Here is an 18,290-nt window from a genome sequence, read left to right on the forward strand (position 1 = left end):
CGACAAGCCCAAACCCTTCAAATGGACCAAAACCGCCGAGGACATCCTCACCCGGGAACGCCGCGCTCTGAACGCGCTCGATGAAATTCGCGGAAACAGGTAGGAAGTGTCAGACTCAGAACACTAGTAGAGATCGTGGAAGAACGCGGCTAAGTCTTTCGGGCTTTGCAAAGATTGAAACGCCCCGCATCACTTGATGCGGGGCGTTTTGCTTTTGTCGTCACGCGCAAAGGTGATTGGGATATTCTGTATCCCGTGCCAAAGGTAAAGCGCGAATACAGAAAGCCCGCCGATGCGACTGCTTGCGCTGACAACCCTGACGATGATCGCGTTTGCGGCGAATTCCCTGCTCAACCGTGCCGCATTGGCCGGTGGGCATATCGGCCCCGGTGAATTTGCGGCGCTTCGCGTGACAAGCGGCGCGCTTGTGCTCTGGCTGATAGTTGTGGTCCAGTCTGGGGCCGGAACGATCTGGCGTCGACCCGACTGGGTCGGGGTCGGCGGTTTGGCCGCCTATCTTCTCGGGTTTTCCTATGCGTATCTTCAACTGGACGCGGGGCTTGGCGCATTGGTGTTATTCGCGGGTGTCCAGCTGACCATGTTCGCGGGAGCGCTTGCGGAGGGTGAGGCGCCGCCTGTGCTTCGTTGGCTGGGCATGGCGGTGTCGCTGACCGGACTGGTATTCCTCGCTTGGCCCGGAGCGGGGACTCCTATGCCGCCCTCCTCTCTGGCGTTGATGGCGGTCGCTGCAATCGGATGGGGAATATACTCTCTGGCCGGACGTAAAGTCGCCAGCCCTTTGGTGGCAACGGCGTCAAACTTCCTGCTTGCAACGCCGATTGTGATCGTGGTGGCGTTGGCCCTTGGGGCAGGCCCACCCGCATCAACCTTCGGTGTTGTGCTGGCGATCCTGTCTGGGGCCGTCACATCGGGGTTGGGCTATGCGCTTTGGTATCGGGTGTTGCCGACGCTGGGGGCAACAAAGGGCGCATTGGCGCAGCTATGCGTGCCTGTGCTCGCCCTGATCGGTGGCGCGACCCTATTGGCGGAACCGTTGACCCTGCGGGCCGTGGTCGCTTCTGGCGTTATCCTTGGCGGTATCCTACTGGGAGTGTTGGCTAGGGAAGGACATGATAAACAGGGGGCTTGATCGTGCCGCGCCTTGGCCGTATACGCCCCCGGTGGTCCGGGTTCGGGCCGCGACTCATTTTTTAGGCCGTGTTTGCCCCAATCCGTCGCTGGGGGGTAGTTCCGGCAGAGGAGAAGCGACATGAAACTGAACGAACTTCAAGACAACCCGGGCGCAACCAAGAAACGTATGCGCGTGGGCCGTGGCCCCGGCTCTGGCAAGGGCAAGATGGGCGGCCGTGGTATCAAGGGCCAAAAATCCCGTTCGGGTGTGGCGATCAATGGCTACGAAGGCGGCCAGATGCCGCTGTATATGCGTTTGCCGAAGCGTGGCTTCAACAAGCCCAACCGTGCGCGTTTTGCCGTCGTGAACCTTGGCCTGATCGAAAAATTCATCACTGATGGCAAGCTGGACGCGTCTGCCGCCATCACCGAAGACGCGCTGCTTGCCTCCGGCCTGGTCCGCCGCAAGCTGGATGGCGTGCGCATTCTTTCGAAGGGTGAGATCACCTCGAAGATTTCCCTGGAAGTGACCGGCGCGTCGAAATCGGCTGTGGAAGCGGTCGAAAAGGCTGGTGGTTCTGTTCAAATCATCGCGCCTACGCCCAAAAACGAGACGGCGGCCGCTGAATAAAGGTTGTGAGGGGCTGCATAGCCCCTTACATCACCCCTAACCGGGTTTTCGCGCCGCCGTCCGCACCCCGGTCTGGCGGCGCAGACATGACAGAGAGAGACGCAGATGGCATCTGGTGCTGACCAACTCGCGGCAAACACAAGCTGGAGTGCGCTTGCAAAGGCGACCGACCTTCGCAAACGCATCTTCTTTGCGCTTGGATTGCTGATCGTTTACCGCATCGGGACGTATATTCCCGTGCCAGGTATCGACGGTCTGGCGTTGCGCGAATTCATGGACGAGGCAGCGTCGGGCATCGGCGGTATGCTCAACATGTTTACCGGCGGTGCCATCAGCCGCATGGGGATTTTTGCCCTTGGCATCATGCCCTACATTTCCGCAGCGATTATCGTGCAGCTTGTCGGCGCGATGTATGAGCCTTGGAAAGCCCTGAAAAAAGAGGGTGAGATCGGGCGGCGCAAGCTGAACCAATACACCCGCTATTTGACCGTCATGCTGGCGCTTGGACAGTCCTATGGGCTGGCCGTCTCGCTAGAGGCCGGCGATCTTGCGACAGATCCGGGCTGGTTCTTTCGTGCTGCCGTTGTGATTACCCTCGTTGGCGGCACCATGTTCCTGATGTGGTTGGGTGAGCAGATCACAGAGCGCGGCATCGGCAACGGTATCTCGCTCATTATCTTCGTCGGCATCATAGCTGAAATTCCGGCGGCTCTGGCCAATTTTCTTGCGCAGGGCCGTTCGGGAGAGATTTCTCCCGCGGTGATCATCGGTGTGATCGTGATGATCGTGGCCGTGATCGCCTTCGTTGTGTTTATGGAGCGCGCAATTCGCAAAATCCACATCCAGTATCCGCGCCGCCAAGTTGGGATGAAGGTCTTTGATGGCGGTCAGTCGCACCTGCCGATCAAGGTGAACCCGGCCAACGTGATCCCGGCTATCTTCGCCTCATCGCTCTTGTTGCTGCCGACCACGCTGGCGACCTTTTCGGGCAATTCGCAATCCGAAATCATGGCCACGGTCCTCGCCTATTTCGGCCCCGGACAGCCTGCCTATTTGTTGTTCTTCACAGCGATGATCGTCTTTTTCACGTTCTTTTATACCCAGAACGTGGCGTTCAAGACCGATGAGGTTGCTGACAACCTGAAGAACCAGAATGGCTTTGTGCCCGGTATTCGGCCCGGCAAGCGCACCGAGGAATATCTCGATTACGTTGTGACACGTCTGGTCACGGTCGGGGCGATCTATCTTGCCGCGGTCAGCCTGTTGCCGGAAGTGCTGCGCGGACAACTGGCCATTCCGTTCTACTTTGGTGGCACCTCGGTGCTGATTATCGTCTCGGTGACAATGGACACGATCAACCGCGTTCAATCGCATCTGATTGCGCACCAATACGAGGGCTTGCTTGAGAAATCGCAACTGCGCGGCAAATCGCGCAAACGCGCCAAGCCCAAGGCACCGGCCCGGCGATGAATATCATCCTGATCGGACCGCCCGGCGCCGGTAAGGGCACGCAGGCGCAAAAGCTGGTGGAGGCGCGCGGAATGGTGCAGCTGTCGACCGGTGACATGCTGCGCGCGGCCAAGACTTCTGGCACCGAGATGGGTAAACGCGTGGCAGAGGTCATGGACAAGGGCCAGCTTGTCACAGATGAGATCGTGATCGGTCTGATCGCGGAAAAGCTGGAACAAGGCTCCTCTGGCGGTTTCATTTTCGATGGGTTTCCGCGAACACTTGCGCAGGCTGACGCGTTGGGCGATCTTCTGTCGCGCTTCAAGACCGGGCTGCATGCCGTGATTGAGCTTGTGGTAGACGATGCGGCGCTCGTGGGCCGTATTGTCAAGCGCGCTGACGAGGCGAAGGCCGCAGGTCAACCCGTGCGCCGCGATGACACGCCCGAAGTTTTCGATGACCGACTGCGCGCCTACTACAAGCAGACCGCCCCGCTTCTGGGTTACTACTACGCCAAAGGCCAGTTGCAGCAGGTCGACGGCATGCGGAGTATGGACGCGGTTGCCGGTGATATTTCCGCCATCCTAGAGGCATGAGCGTGTTGGGAACAGGACAACGCCTGCGCTGTGATTTCAGCGTCGCCGAGGCACTCGGGCAGTTGTTGATCTGGCTTGTTCTGACACTGATCACCTTCGGGTTGGCTTTGTTCGTTCTGCCATACTATTTCCTGAAAGCGCCGATCAACAAAACCTATGTGCTCGATGCGAATGGGGTTGCGACGGCGCGTTTGTCGGTCGAAGTGGGCTTTGCGGATATCCTTGGCCATGCTATTATATGGCTGGTATTGACCATTCTGACCTTGGGGCTTGCCTATTTTGTCTACTGGCAATCCGTGGTCAAACGGCTGATGAACGCGACCGTCACAGTCCCGCTGTGATCGGGTCTTGACCTTGGTCTGAAAAGCACATACCCGACAGCTCTGAGATGAGAATCGCGCCTGCGCGGCAGTCTGTCTGCCACGGGCGCGTTTCGTATTGGAATGCACGCGGGGGGTTCGCGCCCCGTGTTGTGAAAAAAGGTTCTGGGATTACGGAACCGCAACGAAAGGAAATACCCGCGTGGCACGTATTGCTGGCGTAAACATCCCAACGGGAAAGCGCGTTCCGATCGCGCTGACCTATATACATGGCATTGGGCCCCAGGCAGCTGCAGATATCTGCGCAGCTGTGGGCGTAGACACAACTCGCCGTGTCAACGAATTGTCCGATGCCGAAGTGCTTGCCGTGCGCGAGCATATTGATGCGAACTACACCGTTGAGGGCGATCTTCGCCGCGAGGTGTCGATGAACGTCAAGCGTATGATGGACCTCGGATCGTACCGTGGTTTGCGCCATCGTCGCAACCTTCCCGTGCGCGGTCAGCGCACCCATACCAATGCGCGTACGCGCAAGGGCCCGGCAAAAGCTATTGCTGGCAAGAAGAAGTAAGGGAAGGCTTGATCCATGGCTCGTGATAAAACGCGCGTAAAGCGCAAGGTTCGCAAGAATATCGCTGCTGGTGTCGCTCATGTGAACTCCAGCTTCAACAATACCAAAATCCTGATTTCCGACGTGCAAGGCAACGCCATTTCGTGGTCGTCTGCTGGTACTATGGGCTTCAAGGGCTCGCGCAAATCGACCCCTTACGCCGCGCAGTTGGCCGCAGAAGATGCGGGCAAAAAGGCGCAGGAACATGGCGTGAAAACGCTGGATGTCGAAGTTGAGGGCCCCGGCTCTGGCCGCGAATCGGCGCTGCGCGCGCTGGCTGCCGTTGGCTTCAACATCACGTCCATCCGCGACGTCACGCCGATGGCACATAACGGCTGCCGCCCTCCGAAGCGTCGCCGCGTCTAAGGTTGGTCCGGTTTTTGCCAGGCCCCACTGTTCGGTGGGGTCTGGTTTCTGTCTTTTAGATCCTCGGGCGTCGCACGGGCTTGGGCATGGCCCCGCGACAAGAATGGAGGCGACACATGATCCATAAAAACTGGCAAGAACTTATCAAGCCGGCACAGCTAGACGTGAAACCGGGCGCAGGTGCAGCGCGCAAGGCGACGATTATCGCCGAGCCGCTGGAGCGTGGCTTTGGCCTGACGCTCGGCAACGCGCTGCGCCGCGTCCTGATGGCCTCGCTGCAGGGTGCCGCGATTACATCCGTCCAGATCGACAATGTCTTGCACGAGTTTTCTTCGGTGCCGGGTGTGCGCGAAGACGTGACCGATATTGTCCTGAACCTGAAAAGCGTTGCCTTGCGCATGGATGTCGAAGGGCCGAAGCGCGTTTCGATCTCGGCCCAAGGTCCGGGCGTTGTCACTGCGGGTGACATCGAAACCAGCGCCGGGATCGAGGTTCTGAATAAGGATCTTGTGATTTGCCATATCGATGATGGCGCGTCTGTCTACATGGAACTGACGGTCAACACCGGCAAGGGCTATGTCAGCGCTGACAAGAATCGCCCCGAGGATGCGCCCATCGGTCTGATCCCTATCGATGCGATCTTCTCGCCCGTCAAACGCGTCAGCTATGATGTGCAGCCAACCCGCGAAGGTCAGGTGCTGGACTATGACAAGCTGACGATGAAGGTCGAAACCGACGGCTCCGTTCGTCCTGATGACGCAATCGCCTACGCCGCGCGCATCTTGCAGGACCAGTTGCAAATATTCGTGAATTTCGATGAGCCGGAATCGGCCGGGTCGAAAGATGATGATGACGGTCTGGAATTCAACCCGCTGCTGCTGAAGAAGGTGGACGAGTTGGAACTGTCGGTGCGCTCCGCGAACTGCCTGAAGAACGACAACATCGTCTATATCGGCGACTTGATCCAGAAGACCGAGGCGGAAATGCTGCGCACCCCGAACTTCGGCCGCAAATCCTTGAACGAGATCAAGGAAGTGTTGTCGGGTATGGGGCTGCATCTCGGCATGGACGTGGAAGAATGGCCGCCCGAGAATATCGATGAGTTGGCCAAGCGTTTCGAGGATCAATTCTGATCCTCCCAAGGGGATCCCGGAGTTAATCCGGGATCTCTACGACCGTGAGGCCCCGGATCAAGTCCGGGGCAGTGCGGTGAAAGACTGGGCGGCCCCGGATCAGGTCCGGGACATGCCCCAAGGAGAGCCGTGGTCACGCAGCCATGGCCGGACAAAGTAAAACACGACGTTAAGGAGATATGACATGCGTCACGCCCGCGGCTACCGCCGCCTCAACCGCACCGCCGAGCACCGCAAAGCGCTGTTCTCGAACATGGCGGGTTCGCTGATCGAACATGAACAGATCAAGACCACCCTGCCCAAAGCCAAAGAGCTTCGTCCCATCGTGGAAAAGCTGGTCACGCTGGCCAAGCGCGGCGACCTGCACGCCCGCCGCCTGGCTGCGGCCCAACTGAAGCAGGACAAGGACGTCAAGAAATTGTTCGATATTCTTGGCCCGCGCTACAAGGACCGTCAGGGCGGCTATATCCGCATTCTGAAAGCCGGGTTCCGTTATGGCGACATGGCACCGATGGCGATTATCGAATTTGTAGAGCGTGACCCGTCGGCCAAAGGTGCCGCCGATTTCGCCCGCGAGGAAGCTGCCGCCGCCGAGGAATAGGCACCTGCTCCGGAATTTCAAAGGCCCGTGCGCAGCTTGCGTGCGGGCCTTTTTGTTTGCGAGAACAGCACCCATATCGACTCTGTCGCGACACCGGAGGACGCCTTGTTTCGAATTCTGACCTTTTGCCTTTCCATGTCGATTGCCGCGCTTTCACCGGCACAGGCCCAGACCGTTCCGCAATCCATGGCCCAGATCCAGTTATCCTACGCGCCCTTGGTCAAGCAGGCCGCACCTGGCGTGGTGAATATTTACGCGCAGCGCGTGGTCGCAGAGCGCCGCAATCCCTTTGCCGATGACCCGTTCTTTGGCGACCTGTTCCGCAATTTCGGCCAGACCACGCCACGGGTGCAGAACTCGCTCGGCTCTGGCGTGATCGTTGGCTCTGACGGGTTGGTGGTGTCGAATTACCATGTTGTGGGCCAAGCCACCGAGATCCGCGTGGTGTTGAGCGATCGGCGCGAATTCGCGGCCGAGGTTGTGCTGACGGATGAGCAGAGCGATCTTGCCGTGCTGCAATTGCAGGGCGCGCGCGATCTTCCCGCGCTTTCTCTGGCGGATTCGGACGGTGCAGAGGTCGGTGATCTGGTGCTGGCGATTGGCAATCCGTTCGGCGTGGGACAGACCGTGTCAAGCGGGATCATCTCTGGTCTTGCGCGATCTGGAATCGCGGTCGGATCGGGTCGCGGCTATTTCTTGCAAACCGACGCCCCCATAAACCCCGGCAATTCCGGTGGTGCGCTGGTCAATATGGCGGGCGAGTTGGTCGGCGTGAACACGGCGATCATCACGCGCTCTGGCGGGTCGAACGGCATCGGCTTTGCGATCCCCGCCAATCTGGTCGCGCAGGTTGTGTCACAGGCGCGCGACGGCCGGGAGCGGTTCCAGCGCCCGTGGGCCGGTGTGACCGCGCAGGCGATGGATGCAGCCTTGGCTGATGCATTCGACCAGACCATCCCAGCGGGCGTGGTGTTGCTGGAGCTACACCCCGACAGCCCGCTGGCAAAAGCCGGATTGCAACGCGGCGATGTGATCCTGTCGGTCGATGGTGGAGAGGTGAATTCTGCCCCCGAAATGATGTTCCGTTTGGCCGCTAAGGGCATCGGCGGGCAATCTGTGCTGGAAGCCCGTCGGGGCACCGACAGCCGCGAGGTGACGATCGACCTGATTGCCCCACCCGAAAGCCCTGAACGTCAGACCCGGCGGATCGACGCGCGCTCGGCACTTGCGGGGTTGGAGGTGATGCGTATTAACCCCGCCGTGATTGCAGAATTTGGCCTGTCACCGGATGCCGACGGCATCCTTGTGACCCAAGCGCAAGACCTTGCGGGGCGGGTCGGGCTGCGGCCCGGTGATGTGCTGCTGGCCATAAACGGTGAACCGGTCCAAAGCACGGCAGATGTGGCGCGTCTGTCGCGGGCGCAGACGCGGGCTTGGGTCATAGAGCTTATCCGCGAGGGGCGGCAACTGTCCTTGCGGTTTCGGCTGTAACCGCGGAGCCCCGCGCGTTAGGCTGGCACATGGCCGACCTGTTCGACACCAACGCCACGGATGCCCCGAAACCCGGCCCGCGCCCCTTGGCCGACCGGCTGCGGCCGCGTGCTCTTTCCGAAGTGATCGGCCAAGCGAAAGCCATTGGGCCGGATGGGCCACTGGGGGCCATGTTGGCCAGTGGACAGTTGGCAAGCCTTGTCCTGTGGGGGCCGCCGGGCGTAGGCAAAACCACCATCGCGCGGTTGTTAGCCGACCACACGCAACAGGAATTCGTGCAAATCAGCGCGATTTTCTCGGGTGTGCCGGAACTGCGCAAGGTTTTCGACGCCGCCAAGCTGCGCCGCCAGACCGGGCGCGGGACCCTGTTATTCGTCGATGAAATCCACCGCTTCAACCGGGCGCAGCAGGACAGCTTCCTGCCGCATATGGAGGATGGCACGATCACGCTGGTCGGCGCCACGACAGAGAACCCGTCCTTCGAGTTGAACGCCGCGCTGATGTCGCGCGCGCAGGTGATTGTGCTGGAGCGGCTGACGCTGGCCGATCTGGAACTGATGGCGCAGCGTGCCGAGCAAGAGCTTGGACGCGCCCTGCCGCTGGACGGCCCGGCGCGCGAGGCGCTGCTGGACATGGCCGATGGCGACGGGCGCGCAGGGCTGAACCTGATCGAGCAGGTGATGGGCTGGCAGGTCAAAGGCAAGCTGGACCGCACGGCCTTGTCGCAACGGCTGATGCGGCGCGCGGCGCAGTACGACAAATCGGGCGACGCGCATTACAACCTGATCTCTGCGCTGCACAAATCCGTGCGCGGGTCCGACCCGGACGCAGCACTATACTGGCTGGCGCGGATGATCGAAGGCGGCGAAGACCCGCGCTATCTGGCTCGACGCATGGTGCGCATGGCAGTTGAAGATATCGGGCTGGCGGACCCGCAAGCGCAGGCGGTCTGTCTGGACGCGTGGAACACCTATGAACGCCTTGGCAGCCCCGAGGGCGATCTGGCGCTGGCGCAGGCGGTGATCTACCTTGCGCTCGCACCCAAGTCTAACGCGGGGTATGTGGCTTGGAAGGGGGCGCAGAAGCTCGCCAAGCAGACCGGTTCGGAACCCCCGCCCAAGCACATCCTGAACGCGCCCACTGGGCTGATGAAAGAACAGGGATATGGCGCGGGCTATGCCTATGACCACGACGCCGAAGACGGGTTTTCGGGGCAAAACTACTTCCCCGACGGTGTGCCGCGTCCAGTGCTGTATCAGCCCCCCGAACGCGGGTTCGAGCGCGACTTGGGCAAGCGGCTGGCGTGGTTCGCCAAATTGCGTGCCAAGCGCGGCGGATAGCAGGGCAGGGGGCGTGCGCCGCCCCCTCGCCAGCCTTGGCAGGCTGGCTCACCCCCCGGCGGAGTATTTTAGGCAAGATGAATGGTCGAGCCGTTGACATTGCCCCCGCGCTTTGCGCATGACACGAGCCAATATGCAGGGGATTGGCATGAGCAGGGTAGAAACACGGCAGGTCGGGCCAGAGGATGGCGGCCAGCGGCTGGACCGCTGGTTGAAGCGCCAGTTTCCGCAGATTACTCAAGGGTTGATCGAAAAAGCCTGCCGCAAGGGTGAGATCCGTGTCGATGGCGGACGGGTGAAGGCGTCGAGCAGGGTCGAGGCCGGACAAAGCGTGCGCGTGCCACCCTTGCCTGATACGCCCGCCGCGCCGCCCGTTGTAAAATCCAGCCCGTCCGAGGCCGATGCCGCGATGATCCGGTCCTGTGTCATTTTCCGCGATCAGCATGTGATTGCGTTGAACAAGCCGCCCGGTCTGCCCAGTCAGGGCGGCAGCGGGCAAGGCGCGCGGCACGTAGACGGTTTGGCCGATGCGCTGATGTTCGACTACAAAGAACGGCCGATGCTGGTGCACCGGCTGGACAAAGACACATCGGGCGTGTTGCTGCTGGCGCGCACGCCGCGCGTGGCGCGCCGCCTGTCCGAGAGTTTCCGCCACCGCAACACCCGCAAGATATACTGGGCGCTTGTCGCAGGCGTGCCGCAACCCTTGATGGGGACGGTCCGCTACGGTTTGCTGAAAACCGGCGGGCGCGGGGCCGAGAAGATGCGCTGCATTCACCCCAATGAGGTTGACAGCACCGAGGGCGCGAAACGCGCGCAAAGCGATTTTGCCGTCATTGAACGCCTTGGTAGCCGTGCCGCGTGGATGGCGCTGTCGCCCGTCACGGGGCGCACCCACCAGCTGCGCGCGCATATGGCGGAAATGGGCCATCCGATTATGGGGGATGGTAAATACGGTGGCTCGGCACAAGAAAATCTTGGTGACGGTTGGGGCGCGGGTATTGGTGGAGAGGTCAGCCGCAAATTGCATCTGCACGCGCGCTCTATCACACTGGAACACCCCGTCACCGGCGCTGTTTTGACAGTGACCGCCCCGCTGCCAGAGCATATGGCGCAGACATGGGCCTTGTTCGGCTGGTCCGCAGCCGATGCCCCCGCCGATCCATTCGAGGTCGGGTGATGCGGAAATTTGCGGTGTTGGGGCGCCAACTTACTCAGGATTTCGTGGAACTGGAGGATGCGTTGACTCTGATCTGGAATGGGGCGGCGGTATGAGCGGTTGGGTCAAGAAACGCTTCTGGACAGAGGTTTCGGTTGCAAAGGTCGAGGACGGCTTCGCGATTGAGCTGGACGGTCGCGGGGTGAAAACACCTGCGAAATCGGCGCTTGTGGTGCCGACCCGCGCCTTTGCTGACATCGTCGCCGAGGAGTGGCGCGCACAGTCCGAGGCGATTGACCCTACCAGCATGCCCGCAACCCGCGCCGCCAACGCCGCCATCGACAAGGTGCGCGGGCAGATGGCCGAGGTTGCGGGGCTGATAACCGACTACGGTGACAGCGATCTGGTCTGTTATCGTGCCGAAGGCCCTGAGAGACTGAACGCGCTGGAGGCAGAGGCGTGGAACCCGATCTTGGATTGGGCGGCGCATCGCTACGGGACGCGCGCGGTGGTGTGCCACGGAATTGTGCACGCGCCGCAACCGGCTGTTCTGCTGGATAGCCTGCGGGCCGATGTCGCGCGGCTGACCGCGTTCGAGCTGACCTGTTTCCATGATCTTGTGGCTATGTCCGGGTCATTGTTGATCGCTCTGGCGGTGATTGACCGGTTCGATACGCCAGAGGCGCTTTGGGCCGCGTCGCGTGTGGACGAAGAGTGGCAAATCGCGCAATGGGGCAGTGACGAAGAGGCAGAAGCGTTGGCAGAGGGGCGCAAGCGTGCCTTTCTGGATGCGGCCCGTTTCTATTTTGCGTTGCACTCTGCTGGCTAAAGCGGCTAGGCGTTATGTCTTGTATTACATATTGCGGGCTGAGAATCGTGCAAAGCCGCTTGTCTGAAACGCTCGCCACGCCATACTGCGCCAAATGACCGAACAACCCAGACCCGATGGCCCAACGCCAAGCTTGCGCATCCGTATCCTCTTTGGAGAGGATGCGATGCTGGGGCCGGGCAAGGCGGATTTGCTAGAGCGGATCGGGCAGACCGGGTCTATTGCGGCTGCTGGGCGGTCAATGTCCATGAGCTACAAGCGTGCTTGGATGTTGGTCGAAACGATGAACGCGGCCTTTCGGGAACCACTGATTGAATCCTCACGGGGTGGCGCAAAAGGCGGTGGTGCGCGGCTGACAGAGGCCGGTGCAGAGGTTCTGTCCAATTACCGCAAGCTGGAAGAGATCATGGCAGAAGCGGGTGCCGCGCGGATCGGGGCGATCCAATCCATGCTACGGGATATTCCCGATGGGAAATAACGCTTGATTATTCGGCATCATCTTGCGATATGTTTTGTTAGACATATCCCACCCAGAGGCGCGCCATGATCCCCTCGATCCGATACTCTGTCATTGTGCTTGGCGTGGCTTGTGCTGCCCCCGTTCACAGCGACGAGATCACGGTATTCGCTGCTGCGAGCATGACCAATGCCATGTCCGAACTGGAAATGCAGTTCGAGGCCGCGACGGGCCATGACCTTGTCGTTTCTTTGGCCGGGTCGTCCGCGCTAGCACGGCAAATCCAGCAGGGCGCGCCCGCCGATATTTTCATTTCGGCCAATCCGGACTGGATGGATCGCCTGGAGCAAGATGGGCTTGTCGCGGCGGATACGCGGTTCGACCTGTCGAACAACGCGATTGTGCTGGTTGCTGCGGGCACGGATGCCGCGGCGGTGACTGTCGGACCAGATATGGATCTTGCTGGCCTGTTGGGCGACGGACGTCTGGCCATGGCGCTCGTCGAGTCCGTGCCGGCCGGGATTTACGGCAAGGCGTCGCTTGAAAGCCTTGGGCTTTGGGACTCGGTTGCGCCGCAGGTCGCGCAAACCGACAATGTGCGCGCCGCGCTTGCGTTTGTGGCGGTGGGCGAGGCACCCTACGGCATTGTATACGCAACGGATGCCGTGGCCGAGGATAGCGTCACCGTGGTCGGCACCTTCCCCCCGGACACGCACCCGCCCATCGTCTACCCAGCCGCTGCGATGGCCGAAAGTGATAACCCTCTGAACCAGAGCTTCCTCGATTTCCTGCGCGGCGCAGAGGCCCGCGCGGCCTTCGAGCGGCAGGGCTTTGTCGTCGTGGCGGATTAGGCGCGTGACCGACTGGCTTGGCCCGGCAGAATGGCAGGCGGTCGCGCTGTCGCTTCAGGTGTCGTTTTGGGCGACGCTGGCCAGCCTGCCGCTTGGAATATTCGTTGCCTATGCGCTGGCGCGTTGGTCCTTTCCGGGCAAGCAAATCCTGAACGGGATTGTCCATCTGCCGCTGATTCTGCCCCCCGTGGTAACGGGCTACGTTCTGCTGCTGACCCTTGGCACGCGCGGTCCCGTCGGGTCTGTGCTGGCCGATTGGGGGGTCGTTCTGGCGTTTCGCTGGACAGGGGCCGCCGTGGCTGCGGCTGTCATGGCCTTTCCGCTTATGGTGCGCGCCATCCGACTGTCGATAGAGGCGGTGGACCCGAAATTGGAGCAAGCCAGCGCAACGCTTGGGGCATCGCCGATCTGGGTGTTCCTGACGGTCACGCTGCCAATGGCGCTGCCCGGAATCGTGGCTGGCACGATCCTCGCTTTTGCCAAAGCGATGGGCGAATTTGGCGCGACTATCACCTTCGTATCGAACATTCCGGGCCAGACGCGGACCATCCCCTCTGCGATCTATGCATTCCTGCAAGTGCCGGGAGGAGAGGATGCGGCAGTACGTTTGGTGATCGTCTCTGTCGTCGTGGCCATGGGGGCGCTGCTGCTGTCGGAGATGATCGGGCGGCGGGTTGCGGCCCGCGTGGGTGGCGCGTGATGCTGGACGTGTCGCTGCGCCATAAGTTTGCGGGCTTCACGCTCGACGCCCATTTTACCGCGCCTGCGGGGGTGACTGTGCTATTCGGGCGTTCGGGCTCGGGCAAGACCACCATCGTCAATGCGGTGGCGGGACTGCTTATGCCCCAAACCGGGCGCATCGCGGCGGGTGATTGGGTTCTGCTGGACACGGATCGCACTATCCGGCTAAAGCCGCATAAGCGGCGCATCGGGTATGTGTTTCAAGAAGCGCGGCTGTTTCCGCATTTGACCGTGCGCCAGAACCTTGCCTATGGCGCGTGGTTCGCGCCCAAGTCTGCCCCGCGCGAAAGCATGTCCCGCGTTGTCGAGATGTTGGGCATCGGCCCGCTGCTGGACCGTCGCCCCGGCGCACTTTCCGGCGGCGAAAGACAGCGCGTCGCTATAGGGCGCGCGCTTTTGTCGGCGCCGCGGCTGATCCTGGCAGATGAACCGCTTGCGGCGCTTGACGAGGCGCGCAAGGCAGAGATCCTGCCGTATTTCGAACGGCTGCGTGACGAGGTGTCTGTCCCGATCCTGTATGTCAGCCATTCGGCGTCCGAAGTGGCGCGGCTTGCGACGACTGTGGTTGCGCTGGATGCGGGGCGTGTCGTGGCCCAAGGCCCGGCCCATGCGGTTTTGGGCGACCCGTCTATCCTGCCCACCGGCGCACGCGATGCGGGGGCTGTGCTCACCGCGCGTGTGGCGCGGCACCATGACGACGGCTTGACAGAGCTGGACGCGGGCGGCTTGCCGCTTTTCCTGCCGCGTGTTCGCGCCGCGCCAGAGGCGCAGTTGCGCATTCGGATTGCTGCCCATGACGTGATTCTGTCGCGCACCCGCCCCGAGGGGTTGTCCGCGCTCAACATTCTGCCGGGCACGATCCAAGATATCCGGGCCGGTGATGGACCCGGCACGATTGTCGCATTAGACACTGCGGCAGGCCGCGTGCTTGCACGTATCACGCAGCGTTCCGCTGCTGCAATGGCGCTCGAAGTGGGGGCGACTGTTTTTGCAGTCGTCAAGACCGTGTCGGTGGCCTCTGGCGATATTGGCGGCGGAGCGAAGCGCCAAAGCTAGGGCGCCTGTTGGACCTGGAACGCAGAATATACCCGTCGGGCCAGCCGTTCATACTGTGACAAATACCAGCGTAGGGTCGGGCCTGCCTGTGCGTGGCCCGGAAAACGCTTTGTTCGCCTGCTGACTGATCGCAACGGTCAGACGAGACACCCACGTCGCCCCGTTCATTCTGAACGGATTGTTCTACGCCGCAATGCCAGTGGGGTCGGGGGTGGGCCAACCGCGCAGGTGCCATGCGCTGTCCCAAAAAGCCCATTCCATCAAAGTGCTTTTCGCGAAAGCCGCGCGCATCTGCCCGCGTACGGTGTCGGATGCTTGTGCGTAAAGCCTGTCCGAGAGTTCGCAGCTTCGTGCGACCGCAGCGTCGAAATCGTCACTGACATATGTGTCGATCCATGCCCGATATGGGTTATCGCCCGCCGCGCGAGTATGAATGTCATGACCGACATCGCGGTACACCCAAAAACACGGCAACAGGGCCGCAACCGCCTCGCCCGTTGTGCAGGTCGCAGCGGTCGAGATGAGAAAGCTTGTGTAATGGTCGCAAGCCGGCGTGGGCGGCGTTGTGTTGAAATCTGCCGCAGTCACGCCGAACAACCCCATGTAATGGGCATGCAGGTCGCGTTCGACATGCAGCGCTCCGGCCCCGGAACCGGCAAGCTGCGCAACAGCATCCGCATCGGGCGCGGCGCTCGCCGCGAGCGCCAAGGCCCGCGCGAACCCTTCCAGGTAATGCGCATCCTGAATGATGTAGTGCTGGAAAACTTCAGTCGGCAAGGTGCCGTCCGCCAAGGCCCGATTGAACGGCATGGCGCGGATCGCGGCGCATAGGTCGGCGTTTTCTTGCAGCACGGTTTCAACAAAGCTCATTGGCGCGCTCCTTCGGTCATGGCGTAAAAATGGTGGGTCGGCCCGTGGCCTTGCCCGACGGTCAATTCACCGGCGGTTTCAATTGCGCGGGTAATGTAGTCCTTCGCGCGGGCGCAGGCCTGTGGCAGGGGCAGGTCATGCCCAAGACATGTCGCCAGCGCGGACGAGAGCGTGCAGCCCGTGCCATGGGTGTTGCGGCTTGCATGACGTGCGCCCGGCAGCCATCTCATGCCCGCCGCCGTCGCCAACAGGTCGGGGCTGTCTGCACCTGCCAAGTGCCCGCCCTTCAGCAAAACCGCGCGTGGGCCAAGCGCCAGCAATGCCCGTGCCTGAGACTCCATACTCTTGCGGTCAGTAGCTTCTGGTTGTTCCAAAAGGTCCGCGGCTTCGGGCAGGTTCGGGGTCAGAACCGTGGCCAATGGCAATGCGGCGCGCAAGGCTGTGACCGCGTCGGCCCGCAGCAGGCGGTCGCCGCTTTTGGCAACCATCACCGGGTCCAGCACCACGGGTGCCCTGACGCCCTCCAATGCGGCGGCGACGGCCCGCACGATCGCGGCGCTTCCCAGCATTCCGATTTTTATGGCGTCAATGCGGATATCGTCACGGATGGCCACGATCTGACCCGCCACAAAGTCTTGGTCCAGCATTTGCACATCGCGCACGCCTTGGGTGTTCTGCACGGTCAGCGCGGTGATTGCCGCCATGGCGTACCCGCCATTGGCCGAGATCGCTTTGATATCCGCTTGAATGCCCGCGCCGCCAGAGGGGTCCGAGCCTGCAATCGACAGTATATTGGGGATCATGCCATGCTCCAGTCCGTTAGCAATGCGCGGGTTGCGGCCACCGGGTCCGGCGCGCGGGTCACGGCACTGACCACGGCCATACCAACCGCCCCCGCCGTTTTCAGCGCGCGGGCGTCGCCGTGTTTGATCCCGCCGATGGCGTAGCAGGGCAGGGCGGTTGCTGCCGCAATTTGGGCCAGCCCCTCTAGCCCGACGGGTGCGGCATGGTCGGGTTTTGTTGCGGTTGCCCGCACCGGACCCGCGCCGATATAGTCGACGCCCGCAGGAATGCGGCGTGCTTGCGCGACGGTTTGCACCGACAGGCCAAGGATCATCCCCTTGGGCATTTGTTCGCGAAGCGCGCGCGGATCGCCGTCGCCTTGCCCGATATGCAGCCCGTCGGCCATTGTGCGCAGCGCCACACCCGCGCGGTCATTCACGATCAGTTTGACGCCAAGCGCCCGCATCTGCGGCAACAGCGCCGAAACGAGCGCTGCGAAGTCGTCGTCCGAGATGTGCTTGTCGCGGATCTGGACTGCGCCTGCGCCACCCTGTGCTGCGGACAAAGCCTGCGCGGCGACTGGCAGGGATGCATCCGGGTCGGTGATCACATAGACAGGTCCCATCATGCCGCGCGAACCTTCGCGCCAGCGTCCAGTTCGGCCCCTGTGATGGTATAAAGCGCATCCAGAAATGCCGGTTGAAAGCTGCCCGGCCCGTGCGCGCGTGCAGCAGCCTGTTCGCCCGCCTGCCCGTAATAGGCCATGGCCGCCACGGTTGCCGGCAAAGCGGGTGCGCCCACGGCAAAGGCCGCGATCACGCCGTTCAGAGAACAGCCCAGAACGGTCACGCGCGGCATAAGCGGATGGCCGTTGCCCACGCGATATGCCTGCGCGCCATCGGTCACGAAATCCTCTGGGCCGGATACGGCAACCACCGCACCGGTGCGTTGTGCCAGATCGCGCGCTGCATCCTCTGCCGCAGCGACGCTGTCGGCGGCATCCGCCCCGCGCCCCGTGGCGGCAATCCCCGCCAGAGCAAGGATTTCGGACGCATTGCCCCGTATCACGGTCGGCGCGCGGTCCATCAGTTCACCGCATACATCTTGGCGAAACCGCGTCGCGCCAACGCCAACCGGGTCCAGCACCCAAGGACGCCCAGACGATTGCATGACCTGTGCGGCAAGGTTCATCGCTTCGGCCCATGCCGGATCGAGCGTTCCGATATTCACCGTCAGCGCGTGCGCCAGCCCGGCGAATTCCGCGACCTCTTCTCGGGCGTGCACCATTGCAGGCGATGCCCCTGCCGCAAGCAAGACATTCGCCATGAAATTCATCGCGACAAAGTTGGTGATGTTATGCACAAGCGGCGCGGTGGCGCGCATGTGGTCTAGCCGGGTGCCGAAATCTGTCATCCTATCCTCCCGCCGTGCGTGTTCGAGAGGACCGGTAAAGGCGCATGACCGACCAACCTGCGGGCCGAAAGCACCTTCACGGACTCCCTACGCCAGCATGATCTGGTTCAGGTTCAAAGGGTACTTCTCAGCCCGCTCGCACGGACGCCCCTGTCGCAACCCGCAAGATCGCGTTGAAAGCGCGGCATGTCAAGCGCAGTGGAAAACTGTTTTCAGGCCTAGGAAAACTGGCGCGACACAGGCGCGGCCACGCCCCGCCGATGGCAGGGAAGGCGGGGCGTGGTCGCTGTGCAGGAGCGCCGCTTACTCTGTAAGCGCGCGCACAGAGTTGCGCATTGAAGTGGTCCTGCTTTTTAGGACAGGTTTGCGGCTTGTCTAAGATGCATCAGATTTATGTTCATGCCGCTTTTCGTATCTCTGCTTGCTCGAAGTATGCCGCGTCTGGGGTGCGTTTGTCGAGCGC

The 18,290-nt window shown here is 61.8% G+C and carries 21 protein-coding genes and 1 riboswitch; of the genes, 17 read left to right on the plus strand and 4 right to left on the minus strand.

Features of this window, described 5'->3' with window-relative positions; genetic code table 11:
- Positions 1-292 precede the first annotated feature (292 nt).
- The 17 genes from ROE7235_RS16085 (at position 293) to modC (ending at position 14,761) form a co-directional block, all read left to right on the plus strand.
- Positions 293-1,150, plus strand: a complete 858-nt coding sequence (locus tag ROE7235_RS16085; RefSeq protein ID WP_121096500.1) for a DMT family transporter — start codon at positions 293-295, stop codon at positions 1,148-1,150.
- A 120-nt stretch (positions 1,151-1,270) separates the two neighbouring features.
- Positions 1,271-1,762, plus strand: a complete 492-nt coding sequence (rplO, locus tag ROE7235_RS16090; RefSeq protein WP_121096501.1) for a 50S ribosomal protein L15 — start codon at positions 1,271-1,273, stop codon at positions 1,760-1,762.
- Between the two features lie 105 nt (positions 1,763-1,867).
- Positions 1,868-3,232: a preprotein translocase subunit SecY gene (gene secY, locus ROE7235_RS16095; RefSeq protein ID WP_121096502.1), complete on the plus strand. Its 1,365-nt coding sequence runs from the start codon at positions 1,868-1,870 to the stop codon at positions 3,230-3,232.
- Positions 3,229-3,807: an adenylate kinase gene (locus ROE7235_RS16100; RefSeq protein ID WP_121096503.1), complete on the plus strand. Its 579-nt coding sequence runs from the start codon at positions 3,229-3,231 to the stop codon at positions 3,805-3,807. Before secY ends, ROE7235_RS16100 begins: the two co-directional genes overlap by 4 nt.
- A gap of 2 nt (positions 3,808-3,809) precedes the next feature.
- Positions 3,810-4,148 carry a DUF6693 family protein gene (locus tag ROE7235_RS16105; protein WP_147434246.1) on the plus strand — a complete coding sequence of 113 codons (339 nt, stop codon included), beginning with the start codon at positions 3,810-3,812 and terminating at the stop codon, positions 4,146-4,148.
- 181 nt (positions 4,149-4,329) lie between these two features.
- Positions 4,330-4,698 carry a 30S ribosomal protein S13 gene (gene rpsM / locus ROE7235_RS16110; protein WP_121096505.1) on the plus strand — a complete coding sequence of 123 codons (369 nt, stop codon included), beginning with the start codon at positions 4,330-4,332 and terminating at the stop codon, positions 4,696-4,698.
- Positions 4,699-4,713: 15 nt separating this feature from the next.
- Positions 4,714-5,103 carry a 30S ribosomal protein S11 gene (gene rpsK, locus ROE7235_RS16115; RefSeq protein WP_121096506.1) on the plus strand — a complete coding sequence of 130 codons (390 nt, stop codon included), beginning with the start codon at positions 4,714-4,716 and terminating at the stop codon, positions 5,101-5,103.
- 116 nt (positions 5,104-5,219) lie between these two features.
- Entirely contained in the window at positions 5,220-6,236 is a 1,017-nt protein-coding gene (locus ROE7235_RS16120) for a DNA-directed RNA polymerase subunit alpha (RefSeq protein ID WP_121096507.1), read from the plus strand.
- 184 nt (positions 6,237-6,420) lie between these two features.
- Positions 6,421-6,837 (plus strand): 50S ribosomal protein L17, encoded by a 417-nt coding sequence (rplQ, locus tag ROE7235_RS16125; protein ID WP_121096508.1) that lies wholly within the window; start codon positions 6,421-6,423, stop codon positions 6,835-6,837.
- 135 nt (positions 6,838-6,972) lie between these two features.
- Complete coding sequence (locus tag ROE7235_RS16130; protein ID WP_121096525.1) at positions 6,973-8,328, plus strand: trypsin-like peptidase domain-containing protein; 1,356 nt, start codon at positions 6,973-6,975, stop codon at positions 8,326-8,328.
- Positions 8,329-8,357: 29 nt separating this feature from the next.
- Complete coding sequence (locus ROE7235_RS16135; protein ID WP_121096509.1) at positions 8,358-9,668, plus strand: replication-associated recombination protein A; 1,311 nt, start codon at positions 8,358-8,360, stop codon at positions 9,666-9,668.
- A gap of 148 nt (positions 9,669-9,816) precedes the next feature.
- Positions 9,817-10,848 (plus strand): RluA family pseudouridine synthase, encoded by a 1,032-nt coding sequence (locus ROE7235_RS16140; RefSeq protein WP_121096527.1) that lies wholly within the window; start codon positions 9,817-9,819, stop codon positions 10,846-10,848.
- A 91-nt stretch (positions 10,849-10,939) separates the two neighbouring features.
- Positions 10,940-11,656, plus strand: coding sequence for an ATP12 family chaperone protein (locus tag ROE7235_RS16145; RefSeq protein WP_121096510.1), 717 nt, complete (start codon positions 10,940-10,942; stop codon positions 11,654-11,656).
- A 94-nt stretch (positions 11,657-11,750) separates the two neighbouring features.
- A complete protein-coding gene (locus ROE7235_RS16150) occupies positions 11,751-12,134 on the plus strand; it encodes a winged helix-turn-helix domain-containing protein (RefSeq protein WP_121096512.1) in 384 nt (127 codons plus the stop codon).
- 65 nt (positions 12,135-12,199) lie between these two features.
- On the plus strand, positions 12,200-12,964 hold the full coding sequence (gene modA, locus ROE7235_RS16155; RefSeq protein ID WP_121096514.1) for a molybdate ABC transporter substrate-binding protein: 765 nt from the start codon (positions 12,200-12,202) through the stop codon (positions 12,962-12,964).
- A 4-nt stretch (positions 12,965-12,968) separates the two neighbouring features.
- On the plus strand, positions 12,969-13,664 hold the full coding sequence (gene modB / locus ROE7235_RS16160; RefSeq protein WP_121096516.1) for a molybdate ABC transporter permease subunit: 696 nt from the start codon (positions 12,969-12,971) through the stop codon (positions 13,662-13,664).
- A complete protein-coding gene (gene modC, locus ROE7235_RS16165) occupies positions 13,664-14,761 on the plus strand; it encodes a molybdenum ABC transporter ATP-binding protein (protein WP_121096517.1) in 1,098 nt (365 codons plus the stop codon). The genes modB and modC overlap by 1 nt, the downstream gene beginning before the upstream one ends.
- A gap of 183 nt (positions 14,762-14,944) precedes the next feature.
- Here modC and tenA read toward each other — a convergent pair whose 3' ends face one another.
- From tenA to thiM, 4 genes are read right to left on the minus strand one after another with little or no spacing between them, the layout of a single operon-like run.
- On the minus strand, positions 14,945-15,631 hold the full coding sequence (tenA, locus tag ROE7235_RS16170; RefSeq protein WP_121096519.1) for a thiaminase II: 687 nt from the start codon (positions 15,629-15,631) through the stop codon (positions 14,945-14,947).
- Positions 15,628-16,434, minus strand: coding sequence for a bifunctional hydroxymethylpyrimidine kinase/phosphomethylpyrimidine kinase (thiD, locus tag ROE7235_RS16175; protein WP_121096521.1), 807 nt, complete (start codon positions 16,432-16,434; stop codon positions 15,628-15,630). Before thiD ends, tenA begins: the two co-directional genes overlap by 4 nt.
- On the minus strand, positions 16,431-17,042 hold the full coding sequence (gene thiE, locus ROE7235_RS16180; RefSeq protein ID WP_245964000.1) for a thiamine phosphate synthase: 612 nt from the start codon (positions 17,040-17,042) through the stop codon (positions 16,431-16,433). The genes thiD and thiE overlap by 4 nt, the downstream gene beginning before the upstream one ends.
- Positions 17,039-17,827, minus strand: coding sequence for a hydroxyethylthiazole kinase (gene thiM, locus ROE7235_RS16185; RefSeq protein ID WP_121096523.1), 789 nt, complete (start codon positions 17,825-17,827; stop codon positions 17,039-17,041). The genes thiE and thiM overlap by 4 nt, the downstream gene beginning before the upstream one ends.
- Positions 17,828-17,894: 67 nt before the next feature.
- Positions 17,895-17,989: riboswitch (TPP riboswitch) on the minus strand.
- Between the last annotated feature and the right edge of the window lie 301 nt (positions 17,990-18,290).

This window comes from Roseinatronobacter ekhonensis (assembly GCF_900499075.1).
GTDB classification, from domain to species: domain Bacteria; phylum Pseudomonadota; class Alphaproteobacteria; order Rhodobacterales; family Rhodobacteraceae; genus Roseinatronobacter; species Roseinatronobacter ekhonensis.

Excerpts from the sequence above, each read along its gene's own strand:
- ROE7235_RS16085 (WP_121096500.1), top strand. The coding sequence starts at position 293 with ATGCGACTGCTTGCGCTGACAACCCTGACGATGATCGCGTTTGCGGCG.
- rplO (WP_121096501.1), top strand. The coding sequence starts at position 1,271 with ATGAAACTGAACGAACTTCAAGACAACCCGGGCGCAACCAAGAAACGT.
- secY (WP_121096502.1), top strand. The coding sequence starts at position 1,868 with ATGGCATCTGGTGCTGACCAACTCGCGGCAAACACAAGCTGGAGTGCG.
- ROE7235_RS16100 (WP_121096503.1), top strand. The coding sequence starts at position 3,229 with ATGAATATCATCCTGATCGGACCGCCCGGCGCCGGTAAGGGCACGCAG.
- rpsK (WP_121096506.1), top strand. The coding sequence starts at position 4,714 with ATGGCTCGTGATAAAACGCGCGTAAAGCGCAAGGTTCGCAAGAATATC.
- ROE7235_RS16120 (WP_121096507.1), top strand. The coding sequence starts at position 5,220 with ATGATCCATAAAAACTGGCAAGAACTTATCAAGCCGGCACAGCTAGAC.
- rplQ (WP_121096508.1), top strand. The coding sequence starts at position 6,421 with ATGCGTCACGCCCGCGGCTACCGCCGCCTCAACCGCACCGCCGAGCAC.
- ROE7235_RS16130 (WP_121096525.1), top strand. The coding sequence starts at position 6,973 with ATGTCGATTGCCGCGCTTTCACCGGCACAGGCCCAGACCGTTCCGCAA.
- ROE7235_RS16135 (WP_121096509.1), top strand. The coding sequence starts at position 8,358 with ATGGCCGACCTGTTCGACACCAACGCCACGGATGCCCCGAAACCCGGC.
- ROE7235_RS16140 (WP_121096527.1), top strand. The coding sequence starts at position 9,817 with ATGAGCAGGGTAGAAACACGGCAGGTCGGGCCAGAGGATGGCGGCCAG.
- ROE7235_RS16145 (WP_121096510.1), top strand. The coding sequence starts at position 10,940 with ATGAGCGGTTGGGTCAAGAAACGCTTCTGGACAGAGGTTTCGGTTGCA.
- ROE7235_RS16150 (WP_121096512.1), top strand. The coding sequence starts at position 11,751 with ATGACCGAACAACCCAGACCCGATGGCCCAACGCCAAGCTTGCGCATC.
- modA (WP_121096514.1), top strand. The coding sequence starts at position 12,200 with ATGATCCCCTCGATCCGATACTCTGTCATTGTGCTTGGCGTGGCTTGT.
- modC (WP_121096517.1), top strand. The coding sequence starts at position 13,664 with ATGCTGGACGTGTCGCTGCGCCATAAGTTTGCGGGCTTCACGCTCGAC.
- tenA (WP_121096519.1), bottom strand. The coding sequence starts at position 15,631 with ATGAGCTTTGTTGAAACCGTGCTGCAAGAAAACGCCGACCTATGCGCC.
- thiD (WP_121096521.1), bottom strand. The coding sequence starts at position 16,434 with ATGATCCCCAATATACTGTCGATTGCAGGCTCGGACCCCTCTGGCGGC.
- thiE (WP_245964000.1), bottom strand. The coding sequence starts at position 17,042 with ATGATGGGACCTGTCTATGTGATCACCGACCCGGATGCATCCCTGCCA.
- thiM (WP_121096523.1), bottom strand. The coding sequence starts at position 17,827 with ATGACAGATTTCGGCACCCGGCTAGACCACATGCGCGCCACCGCGCCG.